At 63.5% G+C, this 16,210-nt stretch carries 10 protein-coding genes; 1 reads left to right on the top strand and 9 read right to left on the bottom strand.

Annotated features, from left to right (window positions below; translation table 11 throughout):
• Nucleotides 1–95: 95 nt before the first annotated feature.
• The 4 genes from B0G77_RS14350 to glnA all read right to left on the bottom strand — a co-directional run bounded on the left by B0G77_RS14350 (nucleotide 96) and on the right by glnA (nucleotide 6,675).
• Complete coding sequence (locus tag B0G77_RS14350) at nucleotides 96–2,180, bottom strand: prolyl oligopeptidase family serine peptidase (protein WP_133662719.1); 2,085 nt, start codon at nucleotides 2,178–2,180, stop codon at nucleotides 96–98.
• A gap of 202 nt (nucleotides 2,181–2,382) precedes the next feature.
• Nucleotides 2,383–3,894, bottom strand: coding sequence for a nitrogen regulation protein NR(I) (gene ntrC, locus B0G77_RS14345; RefSeq protein WP_133662718.1), 1,512 nt, complete (start codon nucleotides 3,892–3,894; stop codon nucleotides 2,383–2,385).
• 51 nt (nucleotides 3,895–3,945) lie between these two features.
• Nucleotides 3,946–5,085: a nitrogen regulation protein NR(II) gene (gene glnL / locus B0G77_RS14340; RefSeq protein WP_133662717.1), complete on the bottom strand. Its 1,140-nt coding sequence runs from the start codon at nucleotides 5,083–5,085 to the stop codon at nucleotides 3,946–3,948.
• A gap of 174 nt (nucleotides 5,086–5,259) precedes the next feature.
• Complete coding sequence (glnA, locus tag B0G77_RS14335) at nucleotides 5,260–6,675, bottom strand: type I glutamate--ammonia ligase (protein WP_133662716.1); 1,416 nt, start codon at nucleotides 6,673–6,675, stop codon at nucleotides 5,260–5,262.
• 446 nt (nucleotides 6,676–7,121) lie between these two features.
• Here glnA and B0G77_RS14330 point away from each other — a divergent pair, with 446 nt between their 5' ends.
• A complete protein-coding gene (locus tag B0G77_RS14330) occupies nucleotides 7,122–7,586 on the top strand; it encodes a rhodanese-like domain-containing protein (protein ID WP_133662715.1) in 465 nt (154 codons plus the stop codon).
• Nucleotides 7,587–7,670: 84 nt separating this feature from the next.
• Here the strand turns inward: B0G77_RS14330 and B0G77_RS14325 are convergent, their stop codons facing one another.
• From B0G77_RS14325 to hrpA, 5 genes are all read right to left on the bottom strand, one after another.
• Nucleotides 7,671–8,495, bottom strand: a complete 825-nt coding sequence (locus B0G77_RS14325; RefSeq protein WP_133662714.1) for a molybdopterin-binding protein — start codon at nucleotides 8,493–8,495, stop codon at nucleotides 7,671–7,673.
• Nucleotides 8,496–8,521: 26 nt separating this feature from the next.
• The gene (locus tag B0G77_RS14320) at nucleotides 8,522–9,352 is read right to left on the bottom strand and encodes an EI24 domain-containing protein (protein ID WP_133662713.1); all 831 of its coding nucleotides are present in this window, start codon (nucleotides 9,350–9,352) and stop codon (nucleotides 8,522–8,524) included.
• 160 nt (nucleotides 9,353–9,512) lie between these two features.
• Nucleotides 9,513–10,508, bottom strand: coding sequence for a sterol desaturase family protein (locus B0G77_RS14315; RefSeq protein ID WP_133662712.1), 996 nt, complete (start codon nucleotides 10,506–10,508; stop codon nucleotides 9,513–9,515).
• A 65-nt stretch (nucleotides 10,509–10,573) separates the two neighbouring features.
• Entirely contained in the window at nucleotides 10,574–11,587 is a 1,014-nt protein-coding gene (locus B0G77_RS14310; RefSeq protein WP_133662711.1) for a beta-propeller fold lactonase family protein, read from the bottom strand.
• A gap of 255 nt (nucleotides 11,588–11,842) precedes the next feature.
• Nucleotides 11,843–16,210, bottom strand: coding sequence for an ATP-dependent RNA helicase HrpA (gene hrpA / locus B0G77_RS14305; RefSeq protein ID WP_133662710.1), 4,368 nt, complete (start codon nucleotides 16,208–16,210; stop codon nucleotides 11,843–11,845).

Below are 16,210 nucleotides of genomic sequence, written 5' to 3'. Positions count from 1 at the left end.
GCTCAGGCCGCACGAAGAGCGCGGCTAACAGGAAACGACAGCACGATGGTCCACATTGCGCCGTCGTCCTCCTGAGCAGGAAGAAGCAGCGACGTCTATCCGAGGCACGACCACAGAAAGCGGTACACCATCGCATCGTAGGCGGCGCGCTCCAGCGCATCGGAGCCCGCGCCGTGACCTCCGTCCGTGTTCTCCCAGTACCACACGTCAACGTGTCCGAGCGCCTGCATGCGCGCCACCATCTTGCGGGCGTGTCCGGGATGCACGCGGTCGTCGCTCGTCGATGTGGTGAACAGCACCGGCGGATATTTCGCCTCAGCGGTTGCGCGGTGATACGGCGAATAGGCGGCGAGCGCGAGCGCTTCGTCAGGATCGTCCGGGTCGCCATATTCGTCCATCCATGACGCGCCCGCATGCAGCAGGTGATAACGCTGCATGTCCAGCAGCGGCACCTCGCACACCACTGCGCCAAACAGTTCGGGACGCTGGGTCATACATGCGGCAACCAGCAGCCCGCCGTTGCTGCCACCCTGGATGCCGAGTTGCGCGGCCGTGGTCACGCCATCCGCGATGAGGGCCTCGGCAACGGCAATGAAATCGTCGAACGCGCGCTGACGATCCTCGCGCTGGGCCGCCAGATGCCAGTCCGTTCCGAACTCGCCGCCACCGCGAATATGCGCGACGACGTAGACACCGCCCTCTTCCAGCCAGCCAATGCCGGGACCGACCAGGTAGTCCGGCGTGAGCGGCACGGCGAAGCCGCCGTAACCCGTCAGCAGACACGGGCTGGGAGGGGACGTTCGCACCTCGAGTATGCTGCGCGCGCCGACGATCGTGTACGGCACCTGCGTGCCATCCTTCGACCGGGCATGGCCGCGCGTGACCGTCAACGGCTGGGCGTCGAACTGTGTCGGCCAGCGGTCGAGCAACTCCCACGCAGACAGGTCTTCTTTCGCGAGATCTGCGAGGCAGTATTCGGGCGGCTGCAGATAATCGTCGACATCGACGTAGACTTCATCGTTGAGCGTAGACTCGATCGGCGACACGTCGACCTGCGCGGCCGGCGCGTCCTCGCGCGACGGAAACATGCGCGACTCCCACTTCCAGCCACCCTCCGCCGACTCACGGGGTTGCCAAAGCTGGGTCCGGCTTTGCACGTCATCGAGCCAGGAGACGATCAGGATGTTGCGCGTGTGCGTCCAGTCGCATGCGGACGTGTGCGGTGTGGGTATGAAAAGCGGGACGAAGCGGCGGCTGCCAGCCAGAAACTCGGCTTCGCGAATCGCGAGCAATGCGCCGCCAGGAAAGTGCGCGTCGATGCAATCCCAGTCGAGACGCGGCTCGAGCAACAGCCAGCCGTGCCAACCGCCGACCGCGACGTGCGGCGGCACATCATAGCGCTGCCATGTTCCGCTGGCGTCGGGCCAGTACGTATGCGAGTCGAAGAAATCGACGTCGCGCACGGCCGAATGACGCATTTCCACCGGATCGAAATGCGCCTCGACGCCGATGTCGTCGAACTCGCCGGCGAACACCACCGGTGCGTCGGCAAGCGCCGTGCCGCGTGTCCAGCGGCGTACCTCGCGCGGGTAACCGGAACGCGTGAGGGTCGCCTCCCCGTTGTCCCAGCCGACGTACACCGTTTCGCGATCGATCCACGACACCGTGTGCTTGCCTGCCGTCGAAATCGCGAAGCCATCGTCGACGAACCGTTGACTGTCGATGTCGAACTCGCGCACCACCGTTGCATCCGAGCCGCCCGGCGACAGCGCGATCAGCGCGCGATCGCCATCGGGATAGAGGATGTCGATACCGGCGACCACCCACGGCGTTGCCTCGGCCTCGCCGAGCGCATCCACGTCAAGCAGGTTCTGCCATTGCGGCTTGCCGCTGCGCCAGCTCGCCCACGGCGTGCGTCGCCACACGCCCTTCGGATTGCGATCATCCTGCCAGAAGTCGTACGCCCAGTCTTTCCAGCGAGTCGGGATAACTGGCCGTTCGCGCGGCAGATACGCGCTGGCAAGACGCTGCGTGAGCGTAGCGAAGCGCTCGCCACTGCGCCGCGCGCTGCGCGTGCGCGCGTTCTGCTGCTCGACCCACGCGAGCGACACAGGCGCGTGAAGTTCTTCGAGATGCAGGAATGGATCGGGACTATGAGGCCAGGGGCGTGCAACGGGCATGGTGGGCTGTCAGAAGAAGAACAGCGTCGATTATGCCTTGCTGCGGATGGCTGAGCCGCCTGACGCGCATTCCGCGTCCGCGAGCGCTTGACGACCACGTCTGGTGCTATGCCCAATACCCGGGCGAAGCGGCCGTCCACGCGTGCTCCCAAAAGGAAAGCGCGCCCGGACAGCCTGCCTTACGTGAAACCGTGAGATACCGCTATTCGAGATCCAGTTCCTGAATCTTGCGGGTGATCGTATTACGGCCGATGCCGAGTCGCTCGGCGGCTTCCACCTTGCGTCCACGGGTGAAGTCGAGCGCTTCGCGAATGACCGCGGCCTCGAAGCGACGCGACAGTTCATCCATGACGTCCGCGGCGTTCTCGCGCAGCATCCGCGCGACCTCGGTTCGCAACCCGCTTTCCCAAATGCTGACGGGGACGCTCGCGGGCACGCCGCCCGCCGCCGCTGGCATCGAAGGCAATGACGCCGCGCCATTCGTCCCGGTACCGGGCACTGCACTGCCCGCCTCCGCCGCGAGGCCGGCGCCCGCGGCGATATCCGCGCCACCCGTCTGCCCCGGCACGAGATCCGGCGGCAGGTCCTTGATCTCGATGGTCTGCGCCGGCGCCATCACGGTTAGCCAGTTGGCAAGATTCTCCAGCTGACGCACGTTGCCCGGAAACGGCAGTGAAGCGAGATACGCAAGCGCTTCCTCGGACACGCGCTTGGGTTCGACGCCAAGATCGCGCGCGCTCTTCTGCAGGAAATGACGCGTGAGCAGCGGAATGTCTTCGCTACGTTCCCGCAGCGCCGGCAGACGCAGCCGGATCACATTGAGACGGTGGTACAGGTCCTCGCGAAACAGCCCCTGACGCACACGCGATTCAAGATTCTGGTGCGTGGCCGCGATGACCCGTACGTTCGCGCGCAGCGGATTGTGGCCGCCGACACGATAGAACTGACCATCCGACAGCACGCGCAACAGCCGCGTCTGCAAATCGAACGGCATGTCGCCGATTTCATCGAGAAACAGCGTGCCGTTCTCGGCCTGTTCGAAGCGGCCCTGGCGCATCGCCTGCGCACCGGTAAACGCCCCGCGCTCATGGCCGAAGAGTTCCGACTCCAGCAGGTCCTTCGGGATCGCCGCGGTGTTCAGTGCAATGAACGGTCCGCTTGCGCGTGGGCTATGTCGGTGCAGCGCGCGTGCTACAAGCTCCTTGCCGGTGCCTGATTCGCCGGTGATGAGCACGGTCGCCGCAGAATGGGACAGGCGGCCGATGGCGCGAAACATGTCCTGCATCGCCGGTGCCTGGCCGAGCATTTCCGGTGCCTCGGCGACACGGTCGTCCCATGTTTGTTCGCCGCGCATGCTTTCGTCGACGGCGCGACGGATCAGCTCGACAGCCTTGTCGACGTCGAATGGCTTCGCGAGATATTCGAATGCCCCGCCTTGAAACGCGGCGACCGCGCTATCGAGATCCGAGAACGCCGTCATGATGATGACGGGCAGACCCGGCACCCTTTCGCGCACGGTCTGCAGCAGTTCGAGGCCGGAACCGCCAGGCATCCTGATATCGGAGACCAGCACCTGTGGGCTGTCGTGATCCAGCGCGCCTGCCGCCTCGCGCACATTCGCGAAGCTGCGGGTCGCGAAGTTCTCGCGTGCAAGGGCTTTCTCGAGCACCCAGCGGATCGATTGATCGTCGTCTACTATCCAGATCGGCTTCATATGGTCAGTCAAAGGTCTTTAGGTGCGTGTCGGCGTATTCACTTAAGCGGGTTACTCGAGCGGCAGCAGAATCTGAAACTCGGTGTGGCCCGGCCGGCTATCCACTTCGATCAGACCGTCGTGCTGCTGCACGAAGGTCTGCGCGAGCGTCAGACCAAGACCGCTTCCATCCTCACGCCCCGAAACGAGTGGATAGAAGATGCGGTCCCGGATATCCGCTGGAATGCCGGGGCCGTTGTCGATGATATGCAAGTCCAGTGCCAGCTTACAAAGCCGTTTCGCAATGGTCACCTTGCGTGCGACACGCGTGCGCAATTCAATGCGCGCGTCGCCCTGTGAAATGCGTTCGCGCAACGCTTCCGCTGCATTGCGAACGATGTTGAGCAGCGCCTGAATCAGCTGCTCCTTGTCGCCGCGCAGATCGGGAACGCTCACGTCGTAGTCGCGCTCGACCGTGAGGCCGCGCGGAAACTCCGCGAGGATCACGGCACGCACCCGCTCGCACACTTCGTGAATGTTCACGTCACCGACGATATGCGGATGACGGTGCGGCTCCAGCAGCCGGTCGACCAGCGTCTGAAGACGATCCGATTCCTTGATGACGACCTGCGTGTACTCACGCAGTTCGTCGCGCTCGCGCGCGCTGAGTTCGAATTCGAGCAGTTGCGCCGCGCCGCGAATGCCGCCGAGCGGATTCTTGATTTCGTGCGCGAGATTGCGGATCAGCTGCTTGTTGACTGCGGTCAGATCGTGGATGCGTTCCTCGCGATCCGAACGCACATGGCGCTCGTTCTCGAAAAGTTCGAGCAGTACGTAATCCTGCGCGCTCTCGAGAAAACCCACGATCGCATGCACATGCAGCGGTTCGTGTCCGGGCCGTTCGAGCACCGCGTCGAGGTGGGTTGCGTGAAAACGATTTTCGGCGATTGCAGCGATCGTGACGGAGAGTTCGTCTGCGTTCGAAAAGATGTCCGGCCACGCCATTTGCGTGAGTTGCCGGCGCGACAGATCGAGCATCGATTCGGCCGACGGGTTCGCAAACGCGACACGCAACGTGCGCTTTTCCAGCACGAGAACAACCGTGGGCAATGCCTCGAATCCAGCCAACAGACCGGAATCGATGAGCTGCGCATCGCTCGACAGTGGCTCCGCGTGCCCTTTCCTTGCCTTGATCAGATTCTTCAGATCCATCGTGTGTCAGTCTGGCCGCTATGAGACGTTGAGAGGGCGAACACAGCTAGTCTGAGTGTTGCAAACGCTCCCGATGGCTCAACGAAAAAGGGACGGCGCCGCCGTCCCTTCGTGACCGATCGCGAACGTCGGGCGTGCGCTTCGCCCGTACTGCAGGCGAAGCGCCATCGCCGCTTACAGCGAGTAGTACATTTCGAATTCGATCGGGTGCGTGGTCATACGCACACGTTGCAGTTCGCCTTCCTTCAGTTCCAGGTAAGCGTCCAGCATCGCGTCGGTGAACACCCCGCCACGCGTCAGGAACTCGCGATCCTTGTCGAGGGCATCCAGCGCCTGATCGAGACCAGCACACACGGTCGGGATCTTTGCATCCTCTTCCGGCGGCAGGTCGTACAGGTTCTTGTCAGCGGCTTCGCCCGGGTGAATCTTGTTCTGCACGCCGTCGAGACCCGCCATCATCAGCGCCGAGAACAGCAGGTACGGATTGGCCATCGGGTCCGGGAAACGCGTTTCGATACGACGACCCTTCGGGTTCGACACGTGCGGAATACGGATCGATGCCGAACGGTTGCGTGCCGAGTAAGCCAGCTTCACCGGTGCTTCGAAGTGCGGCACGAGACGCTTGTACGAGTTCGTCGTCGGGTTCGTGATCGCGTTCAGTGCACGGGCGTGCTTGATGATGCCGCCGATGTAGAACAGCGCGAATTCCGACAGCCCCGCGTAGCCGTTGCCTGCGAACAGGTTCTGGCCATCCTTCCAGATCGACTGGTGAACGTGCATGCCCGAACCGTTGTCACCGACAATCGGCTTCGGCATGAACGTCGCCGTCTTGCCGTACGTGTGCGCGACGTTGTGGACGATGTACTTCAGTTGCTGCGTCCAGTCGGCGCGCTGCACGAGCGTCGAGAACTTCGTACCGATCTCGTTCTGGCCCATGCCTCCGACTTCGTGGTGGTGCACTTCGACCGGAATGCCGATCTGCTCGAGCAGCAGACACATTTCCGAACGGATGTCCTGGAAAGAATCGACCGGAGCGACCGGGAAATAGCCGCCCTTCACGCCCGGACGGTGACCCGTATTGCCACCTTCGAATTCCTTGCCCGACGACCACGGTGCTTCTTCCGAGCCGATCTTCACGAAGCAGCCCGACATGTCCGTGTTCCACTGGACCGAGTCGAAAATGAAGAATTCCGGTTCCGGACCGAAGTAAGCCGTGTCGCCAAGGCCCGTGCTCTTCAGATAGGCTTCGGCGCGCTTTGCCAGCGAGCGCGGATCGCGTTCATAACCCTTGCCGTCCGCCGGTTCGACGACGTCGCAGGTCATGACGAGGGTCGACTCTTCATAGAACGGGTCGATGAAGGCTGTGTCTGCGTCCGGCACGAGCAGCATGTCCGACGCCTCGATGCCCTTCCAGCCGGCAATCGAAGAACCGTCGAACGCATGGCCGCTTTCGAATTTGTCCTCGTCGAATGCCGACACCGGCACCGATACGTGTTGCTCCTTGCCGCGCGTGTCAGTGAAACGGAAGTCAACAAACTTGACGTCTTCGTCTTTGACGAGTTGCATGACGTCGGCCACGGATTTACTCATAACCTATTCTCCTGATTAACGAATTCGGCGGATTTAGCCGCCGCCCCAATCTAGCTGACCCGCCCCGGCACGTCCACCCGAACGCTCAGGTATGACGAAAAAGCCCACGGCCGAATCGATCGGGCCGTATAAAGCAGCTTCTGTGCCACGTATGCGCCAACCCGGCGCAGAAGCCTGTCCTGACGCGCCCTAACGGGGAATTGCCGCACACTCGCCGCAGCGGTGGCGTCAACCGTGGCCCGACGAAAGCACCAGATTTGTGCAATGCGTCGTGGCACACCACCTGGCATTTTCATTTTGGTGCAAAAATTCGTTTTCGCACCATTATCGAGCATATCACCCGTCTGCTACGCCGTGCATCGTCCGCATGGCCTGATTATGCGCGATACGTCCGCCGCGCTAGAATGATCTTTTGGTCCGATGGAATTGAGGGGAGATTTGCTGTCATGAGCACGCTCGAACAGTTGTACGCCCACGCCGACAAACGGCGCACCGAGAACCATTTGCCCTACGCCGGCTCGCTGTCACCCGCCGAGGCGTTCGAGCTGCTGCAGCTGGATCCGCGCGCCCGCCTCGTCGACGTGCGCACCCGCGCAGAACTCGACTGGGTGGGCCGGCCGGTGGTGGGTGACGGTCAGTACGCGCACGTCGAATGGACACGCTACCCTGGTGGCGTGCCGAACGCGGAATTCCTCGATCAGCTGCGTCAGACCGTGTCGCCCGACACTCCGGTTCTGTTCCTGTGCCGCAGTGCCGCGCGCTCGAAGCTGGCTGCAATCGCAGCTACGCAGGCGGGATTCGGGCAGGCGTTCGACCTGCTGGAAGGCTTTGAAGGCGACAAGGACGGCCAGGGGCATCGGAAAACCGTTTCGGGCTGGTGCTTTCGCGGTCTTCCCTGGATCGGGGCCTGAAGGCTTGAGAGGCCCTGTGAACCGGCCACAGGGCTTTAAGGGAGCCGTGATGCGGATCGCGCGCGATTGCGGGAATCAACAACCCTACGACTTCGGCTGCGCAGCCTCGGGCTCGACGATGTCGCCGCCGAGCAGATGCACGCCTTCGCGCAACTTCACGAAAGCCGCAGCAACGGCTTCCGGCTCGCCCTTCACACCCAGATCGATGTGACGGCGTGCGTAGACACCGCCGCGCTCGGCATCCCCGACGCTCGGCAGACTGAACACGCGTACACCGGGGAAGTCGTGCTCGATCTTCTCCATCAACGGCGTAAGCGTCGACTCCGGCAACTCGAACACTAGCAGTGACTTCTCGGCATGCGGCATCGCGTGATGCAGGTGCGCGTACTTTGTATCCAGCACCCACTCGATCATGGGCCACGCCATTACCGGGAAGCCCGGCACGAAATGGTGGTCGCCAACCGAAAAACCAGGAATCTTGTTGTAGCCGTTCGGAATGATCGACGCACCATGGGGGAACGTACCCATATTGAACCGATGGCGGTTTTCCGGTGAGTTGAGATCGGGCGGCGAACCAGCCGGATCGACGTGCATGTCGCGAATCCGCTCCTGAATCAGCACGGCCGCCTCCGGGTGCAACTCCAGCGGCACACCGAGCGCGGCAGCCGCGCACTGGCGCGTGTGATCGTCGGGTGTAGCGCCGATGCCGCCCGTCGAAAATACGATATCCCCTGAAGCGAACGAGCGGCGCAACGTGGCCGTGATGCGCTCTGGATCGTCGCCGACGTACTCGGCCCACTCGAGCGCAAGCCCACGCTGGGTCAGGAGCTGGATGACTTTCGGCAAATGCTTGTCGGTGCGTCTGCCCGACAGGATTTCGTCGCCGATGATGATGACGCCAAATGCCATGACCGCCTCTTCTTCGATAAGGGAGTTCAGTAAGGAAGCGTCGCCGCCGCGCGCGCGCCATGCTCTTCCGCGCGCATGCGCTGCAACGCGCGCAGGCAGTAATTGCCAAACCACAGCGCCGAGAAAACCAGGATGAATGCGTAGATCCAGATCGTCGCCGCCGTGACCACCGGAAACAGCACAATCAGCCAGACCGAAGACGCCCACAGCAGCGTCGGCAGCGAGCCGAGCAGACCACTCGCGACACCGATCAGCAAAAGCGGCAACCGGTGGCGCCGCACCAGAGCGCGCCGCTCGGCGCTGGTCGCGTGCAGCGCAAGCGCGTCGTACGTCATGACGCGGTAGGTGAGCCACCCCCACAGCAATGGCGGAATCAGCGCGAAGAACGGCGGCACGAGCCACAGCGGCACCGTGACGATCAACAGTACAAGACAGATGAGCGTCGTCCACAGCGCGTGCGCGAGACTACCGTACCACGTTCCGCCGCGCCGCATCTCCAGCCCGGAGAACTGCCGTGCGGACAGGTGGCGGATAACCGCCGGCATCGACAGCGTCGCGATCAGCAGCAGCACGGTCACGACGATCAACGGTATCGCCAGCGCAATCACGATGAAAGGCGCGACCACCGCATGCAGCGACGAAAAACCAAGCCAGTCGAAGAGGCCATAAAGCGTGGTCGTGAACGTCCAGCTTTCGAGCCACGTGCGCGTGGCGCCGGTCAGCGTCTGCCAGGAGAACCAGAGAAGCACGCCCCACACGAGCGCGGCTGCCGCGAACGGCACGAAGGTCAGCCAGAGCATGCGCGGGTGCAGCGCGCTGGTGAGTGCGCGTCCGAACGAGCGCAACAGGTCATTCATGCGAGCAAGTGCCGGTGAATGCAACAGTGAACAAAACGGATGAACGAAACTGGAAACGTCAAAACGCGTCAGGAAACGTCAGCGAACACGAACAGGATAAACCAGGGACAGCGCCGCCGGTAAGAGCGCAGGCGCATGCAGCCATCATGCAGCGGCGGGATCAGACCGCAGCCGCGTCCTTGTCCGGCGACCGGCTTCGGGCAAGACGGCGGGCAATTCGCACCAGCGCGAGCCAGTGTTGCGCCCAGATACCCTCGCCATACTCGTGGCCCTGAAGCTGCTCGCGAATGCCCGTGGGCTCCGTGACGCGGCTCCACGACGCACTGCCAAACAGCATGTCCCACCACGGGAACAGTACGCCGAAGTTGCAGCCGTATTTGAGACCTTCGTGGCCATATCCGATCGCATGATGCCGGCGATGAAACGTCGGGCTGACCAGCAGCCGTTCCCCGAGCCAGCCAAAATACAGGCGTATGTTGGCATGCTGCACGCTCTGCGCGAGGTTGGTGATCGCCACGAGCACCACGAACTGCGACGGCTGCACGCCGATAGCGAGCGCGATCGTCGCGAAGAAACACGCCTGCAGCAGATCGTCGAGCAGATGGTTGCGATCGTCGGTCCAGAGCGACATCTGGCGCTGGCTGTGATGAACCGCATGCAGTTCCCACCAGATGCCGATGCGATGCTCCCAGCGGTGATACCAGTAGCCCGCGAAATCGAGCACGAGCAGGTACATCACGAACGTCGCGAGCGGCTGCGTGGTCACGCCCGGCCACAGGTTGTCGAAGTTGATGTTGGAGATGTCATGCAGCCGCAGCCAGCCCTGCACGGTGTCGAAAAACGGCTGCAGCGAGAAAAAGAACAACAGGTTCAGGATGCCGAGCTTCGCGATCCACGTGTAGAGCACGTCGACCCGCACGGCCCTGCGGTTTTCCCACTGCTCCACCGGCCGCAGCGCTTCGAGCGGACGCAGCACCGCGTACATCGCCAGCACCTCGAACACGCCTACGATCACCCAGTAGAGGCTATCGTAGGTGTCCTCGTCGTAGTCCATCAGGTTGAACCGGAACAGTAGCGGCTGCACGACATTGACGTACAGCAGCGTCTGCACGGCCGAGACGAAGCTATCGAGAGACGAGAAGATCAGGTGGAGCATGTTGCACGCAGTGCTTCACGAGGGATAGTTCATGAGATGCGTGCCGTGCGTGCCTTGAGCGCTCATCACGCACCGTTCGGCGCCGTCACGGGCGCGCGATCGAAGAAATAGATGCCGTGCGGCGAACGGCCAACGGTGATCGTCTGGATCAGCTTGCGCGTCGTCAGGTCGATGACGCCGATGTGCTTCGCGAAGCGGAACGTGACCCACAGATAGCGCTTGTCTGCCGAAAGCTCCATGTCGTCCGGCCCGGGCATCAACCCGGTGATGTCGCCCACGTTCGTGAGCGAATCTTCATCGATGATGCTGATCGTGCTCGCCACGCGATTCGACACGGCGACGTGTTTGCCGTCGGCAAGCGAGCGGAAGTTATGCGCGCCCTTGCCGGTTGGAATCGTTTTCACGATCTTCTGGTTGCGCCAGTCCACCACGGCGACGTAGTCGGCGCCCGTCATGCCGATGAGCAGGTATTTGTCACCCGGTGTCATCCACAGGCCGGCCGGCACCTTGCCTACCTTCATCTTCCACTTGACCTGCTGCGTGGCCAGATCGACCGCGGCGAGTTCGCCCGACACCTGCAGCGTGACGAACACCGTCTTGCTGTCATTCGAGAACGCCATGTGGCTCGGCATCACGGCGAGCGGCAGATGGCTCGCGAGCGTCATGTTGTGGCCATCGTAGTGGTAGATGTCGAGGCGATCGAGGCGAAGCCCCGTCGTCACGAGCCACTTGCGATCCGGCGAAAAGCCAATCTGATAGGGATCTTCGATGTTTTCGACCCAACGCTGCACCTGCCCCGTTTTCGGGTCGACGAACATCAGGTTGTTCGACACCGAATTGGCGACGATCAACGACGAATTGTCGGGCGTCACCATCAGGTGATGCGGTTCCTTGCCGGTGGGGACCGTGGCAACCACCTGCCGCGTCGCTTCGTCAATCAGGCTTAGCGTCGCTTCGCCAGAATTGAGCACGATCACGTTGTTTGCGTGCGCCGTCGAGGAAAAAAAACCTGCTGCGGCGACGAGCGCAGCGCCTGCGGCAAACGTGCCGGTCAAGCCGGAAAGGAAAAAATTGCGCATGGAAACTCACTTCGGAGAACAGCCGTCATTGTAGAACGTTTGCCCCGTCGAGCGGTTGACCCAGATCGTGTTCAGGACGTGAAAAGCCGAGAGATCATGAGGCGCTTGCCGGGGGCCCAAATCGGCCACGCGATTCGACCCCGCAGAAAGACGACCCGGTCGTCGCGTTGCCAGGCCAAAGCCGGCGCTCAGCGTGCAGGCGAACGCCCCGCGTGCGCCTGCCCGCGCACCGGGGCCGGGTCCAACTCCGCCGCCTCACCGCTGCATCGATTCCCACACCTTGTACAAGCGCTTCACCGACACCGGCATCGGCGTGCGCAGTTCCTGCGCGAAGAGCGAAATCCGCAGTTCTTCCAGCATCCAGCGGAATTCCGCCAGCCTCGGATCCATCACGCCACCGCGCTGCGCGAGCGCGCGCTGATAGTGCTGCAGGAGCGGTGCAAACTCGGCGAACTGCCGTGCGTCGCGGGCCGGATCGGCTTTCAGCTTGTCGACGCGTAACGCGATGCCCTTCAGATAGCGCGGAAAATGCGCCAGTTGGGCATAAGGGGGATCGACAACGAAACGCTTGCCGATCAGCGCGTCGAGTTGACCCTGCATATCCGCGTATGCCGTCGCGAATGACTTCGCCTGTGCCAGCTTTTTGGTGACGGCCGCGTATTCGCCGAGGATGTTCCCGACCAGCCGCGCGATTTCCTGCGCGAGCAGCGTCAAACGGCTGCGGCCTTCGTCGCGGCGCGCGTGGAAGCTGGCGTCGTCGGCGGGAAGCGGATCCTGCAGGCAGGCGCGATCCAGCGCGGTATCGATCAGCTGGTCGCGCAATTCTTCCTGTGTACCGCGCGGCATGAACTGCATCGCCATTTCGCGCAGGCCCGGCAGATTCTTTTCCAGATACTTGATCGGCTCGCGCAACTGGAGCGCAAAGAGGCGCCGCAAACCCGCCCGATGAATCCGCGCGGCTTCGTCCGGCGAATCGAAAACCTCGACGTCGCAATGCGTGCCGCGATCGACCAGCGCCGGATAGCCAAACAGCGTCTGCCCGCCGCGATGGATTTCGAGCAGATCAGGCAGCTTTTCGAAATTCCACGTCGTGAGGTTTTCGTACAAGGCCGTGGCCGGCGCGTCGCCAGACACCGCGGTTTGCGGCGCAGCTCCGCCGCCCTGCCCCCGCGCACCGCCGCGCGCCGCCGTCGCGCCCGCCGCATCGCGCGATGTGCCGCGTGGGTCGCCGGTGCCTGCCGCCGGCGCACCGGACGTCCCGCCGAGCGCAACACCTGCCGCGCTCGTCGCTATTTTCTGGAAATGCTGCTGCGCCTGGCCGCCCAGTTCCGAGCGCAACTGCGCCAGATTGCGGCCCATTGCAAGCTGCCGGCCATGCTCGTCGATGACCTTGAAGTTCATGAACAGGTGCGGCGGCAGCGTCTCCAGCTTGAAGTCCGACTGTTTCATCGCGACCTGCGTCTGCTCGCGAATATCCGCGATCAACGCCTCGAGCAGACCGCCCGCGCCGAAACGCGGTCCGCTCGTTCGATCGACGAAACCCGCGGCATACTCCGGCAACGGCACACAGTGCCGGCGCAGCTTCTGCGGCAGCGATTTCAGCAGTAGTTGCGTCTTCTCTTTCAGCATGCCCGGCACGAGCCATTCGCAGCGCCGCGCGTCGACCTGATTGAGCGCGTAGAGCGGCACGGCCAGCGTCACGCCGTCGCGCGGCGAGCCCGGCTCGAAGTGATAGGTCAGCGCCATCTCGACGCCCGACATCGTCATCCGTTTCGGAAACAGATCGGTCGTCACGCCGGCGGCCTCGTGCCGCATCAGGTCGTCGCGCGACAGGTACAAGAGACGCAGCTTGTCTTCCGGCTGGCCGCTCTTTTTGACTTCGTCGCGATACCAGCGCTCGAATCCCGCACCCGTGTAGATGCCTTCCGGAATCGCGTGGTCGTAGAACGCAAAGATCAACTCGTCGTCGACCAGCACGTCCTGACGACGCGACTTGTGTTCAAGCTGCTCGATCTCGGCGAGCAGCTTGCGGTTGTGCGCGAAGAAGGCGAGCCTGGTATCAAATTCGCCTTCCACCAGGGCGCCGCGAATGAAGAGCTCACGGGCGCGCGCCGGATCCTGCCTGCCGAAGCTCACGCGGCGCCGGTGATAAATCGGCAGACCGTACAGCACCGCCCGCTCATACGCCGACACCTGCGCCGCGCGCTTCTCCCAATGCGGCTCGGACAGCGACTTCTTCAACAGATGCGCGCCGATCCGCTCGATCCATTCCGGCTCGATCTTCGCGATACAGCGCGCGTACAGCCGGCTCGTTTCGACCAGTTCCGCCGCCATCACCCAGCGCCCCGCCTTCTTCACCAGCGCCGAACCCGGCCACAGATAGAACTTGATGCTGCGCGCGCCGAGGTAATAGGGCTCGTCGTCGGCTTTGAGGCCAATGTTGCCGAGTAGGCCGGTGAGGAGCGCCAGATGGATCTGCTCGAAGGTCGCTTCGGATTCATTCAGCCGCCAGCCGTGCTCGCGCACCACCGTCAGCAGTTGCGAGTGCACATCGCGCCATTCGCGCAGCCGCAGATGCGACAGGAAGTTCGCGCGGCACGCATCGACCAGCTGTTTGTTCGACTTCTTGTGCGCGACCGCTTCCTCGAACCACGCCCAGATCTTCAGCCACTGCAGGAATTCGGAGCGATCGTCGGCGAAGCGGCGATGCGCCTGATCGGCCTGCTCCTGCGCCTCGATCGGCCGGTCGCGCGGGTCCTGTACCGACAGCGCGCTCGCGATGATCAGCACTTCGCGCAGCGCCTGCTGGTCACGCGCGGCAAGAATCATCCGGCCGACGCGCGGATCGAGCGGCAGCCGCGCGAGCTCACGGCCAAGCGGCGTGAGCTCGTTGTCGTCATCGACGGCGCCGAGTTCGTTCAGCAGTTGATAACCGTCAGCGATCGCCCGGCCCGGCGGCGGCTCGATGAACGGAAAGGTTTCGATCGCGGTCAGGTGCAGCGACTTCATCCGCAGGATCACCGAAGCCAGCGACGAGCGCAGGATTTCCGGATCGGTGAAACGCACGCGCGACTGGAAGTCGGTGTCCTCGTACAGACGGATGCAGACGCCCTCGGCCACCCGGCCGCAGCGCCCTGCCCGCTGGTTCGCCGCCGCCTGCGAGATCGGCTCGACCTGAAGCTGCTCGACCTTGTTCCGATACGAATAGCGTTTGACGCGCGCCACCCCCGTGTCGACCACGTAGCGGATGCCCGGCACGGTCAGCGAGGTTTCCGCGACGTTGGTCGCGAGCACGATGCGGCGTGCGTTCGACGGTTTGAACACACGCTCCTGCTCCGCCGCCGAAAGGCGCGCGAAGAGCGGCAGGATTTCCGTGTGCGGCGGATGGTGTTTGCGCAGCGCCTCGGCGGCATCGCGGATTTCGCGCTCGCCGGGCAGGAACACCAGCACGTCGCCCGAACCTTCGCGACACAGTTCGTCGACGGCATCGACGATTGCGTCCATCAGATCGCGATCCGCCTCGCGCTGGTTCTTCGGCCGCTCGCGCGCCGCCGGGCTCTCCGCGGCTTTCACCGCCGGGCTGTCTTCCGCGACCGGCCGATAGCGCACCTCGACCGGGTAAAGCCGGCCGCTCACCTCGATCACCGGCGCGGGCTTTTCTTCGCTGCCGAAATGGCGGGCGAAGCGATCGGCGTCGATAGTCGCGGACGTCACGATCAGTTTCAGGTCAGGCCGCTTCGGCAGGATCTCCTTCAGATAGCCGAGCAGAAAATCGATGTTCAGACTGCGCTCGTGCGCCTCGTCGATGATGATCGTGTCGTAGGCCGTCAGCAGCGGATCGGTCTGCGTTTCGGCGAGCAGGATGCCGTCCGTCATCAGCTTGACCGACGCGCCGGGCGCGAGATTGTCGGTAAAGCGCACCTTGTAGCCGACCGCTTCGCCAAACGGCGTGCCGAGTTCTTCTGCGATCCTTCGGCCGGTTGCCGAAGCCGCAATCCGGCGCGGCTGCGTATGGCCAATCAAACCGGAACCACCCGCGCCGAGCCCGCGCCCGAGCGACAGGCAGATCTTCGGCAACTGCGTCGTCTTGCCGGAGCCCGTTTCGCCGCTGACGATCACCACCTGATTCTGCTCGATCGCTCGCGCGATTTCGTCGCGCCTCGCGGAAACCGGCAAGGCTTCGGGGAACGTGATCGGCGGGATCGGATTGGGCTCGACGACGCGGGGCGCACGAGGCGGTCTCCTGTCTCGCGGCTCACGCGCGAGAGCTGCATCCCCGCCAGGCGGCTGGCCGGATGGCCGGCCAGCTTCGCGCGGCGAGCGTTGCGCGAGTGCATCATCCGAAGGCTTCGCCTGAATATTTTTTGACGCACGCCGAGCCTCGCCGCCCAGCCGTGAATCCGGCTGTGGCGGCTTCTCCGGCAACCTCCGCTGAGAGGGTTGCGACGACGTTTGCGCCGCGCCCGGCCCACCGCGGCGCCCTTCATGCGTCTCGCGCGGGCGATTGCGCGGCGCCTGCGCTTCGCGCGCACCATCGGCGTGCGTCTCTTCGGGGTTGCGTTGCCCGGCGTCGGGCGTCTTATTCACGTTCGCCGCAGTGGGACTTTTGGGTACATTCGACAT

Origin of the sequence: Paraburkholderia sp. BL10I2N1 (assembly GCF_004361815.1) — a bacterium.
Taxonomy (GTDB): Bacteria; Pseudomonadota; Gammaproteobacteria; order Burkholderiales; family Burkholderiaceae; genus Paraburkholderia.
Note: the sequence above shows the minus strand (reverse complement) of the source record. Positions and strands in the feature narration are given on the sequence as shown.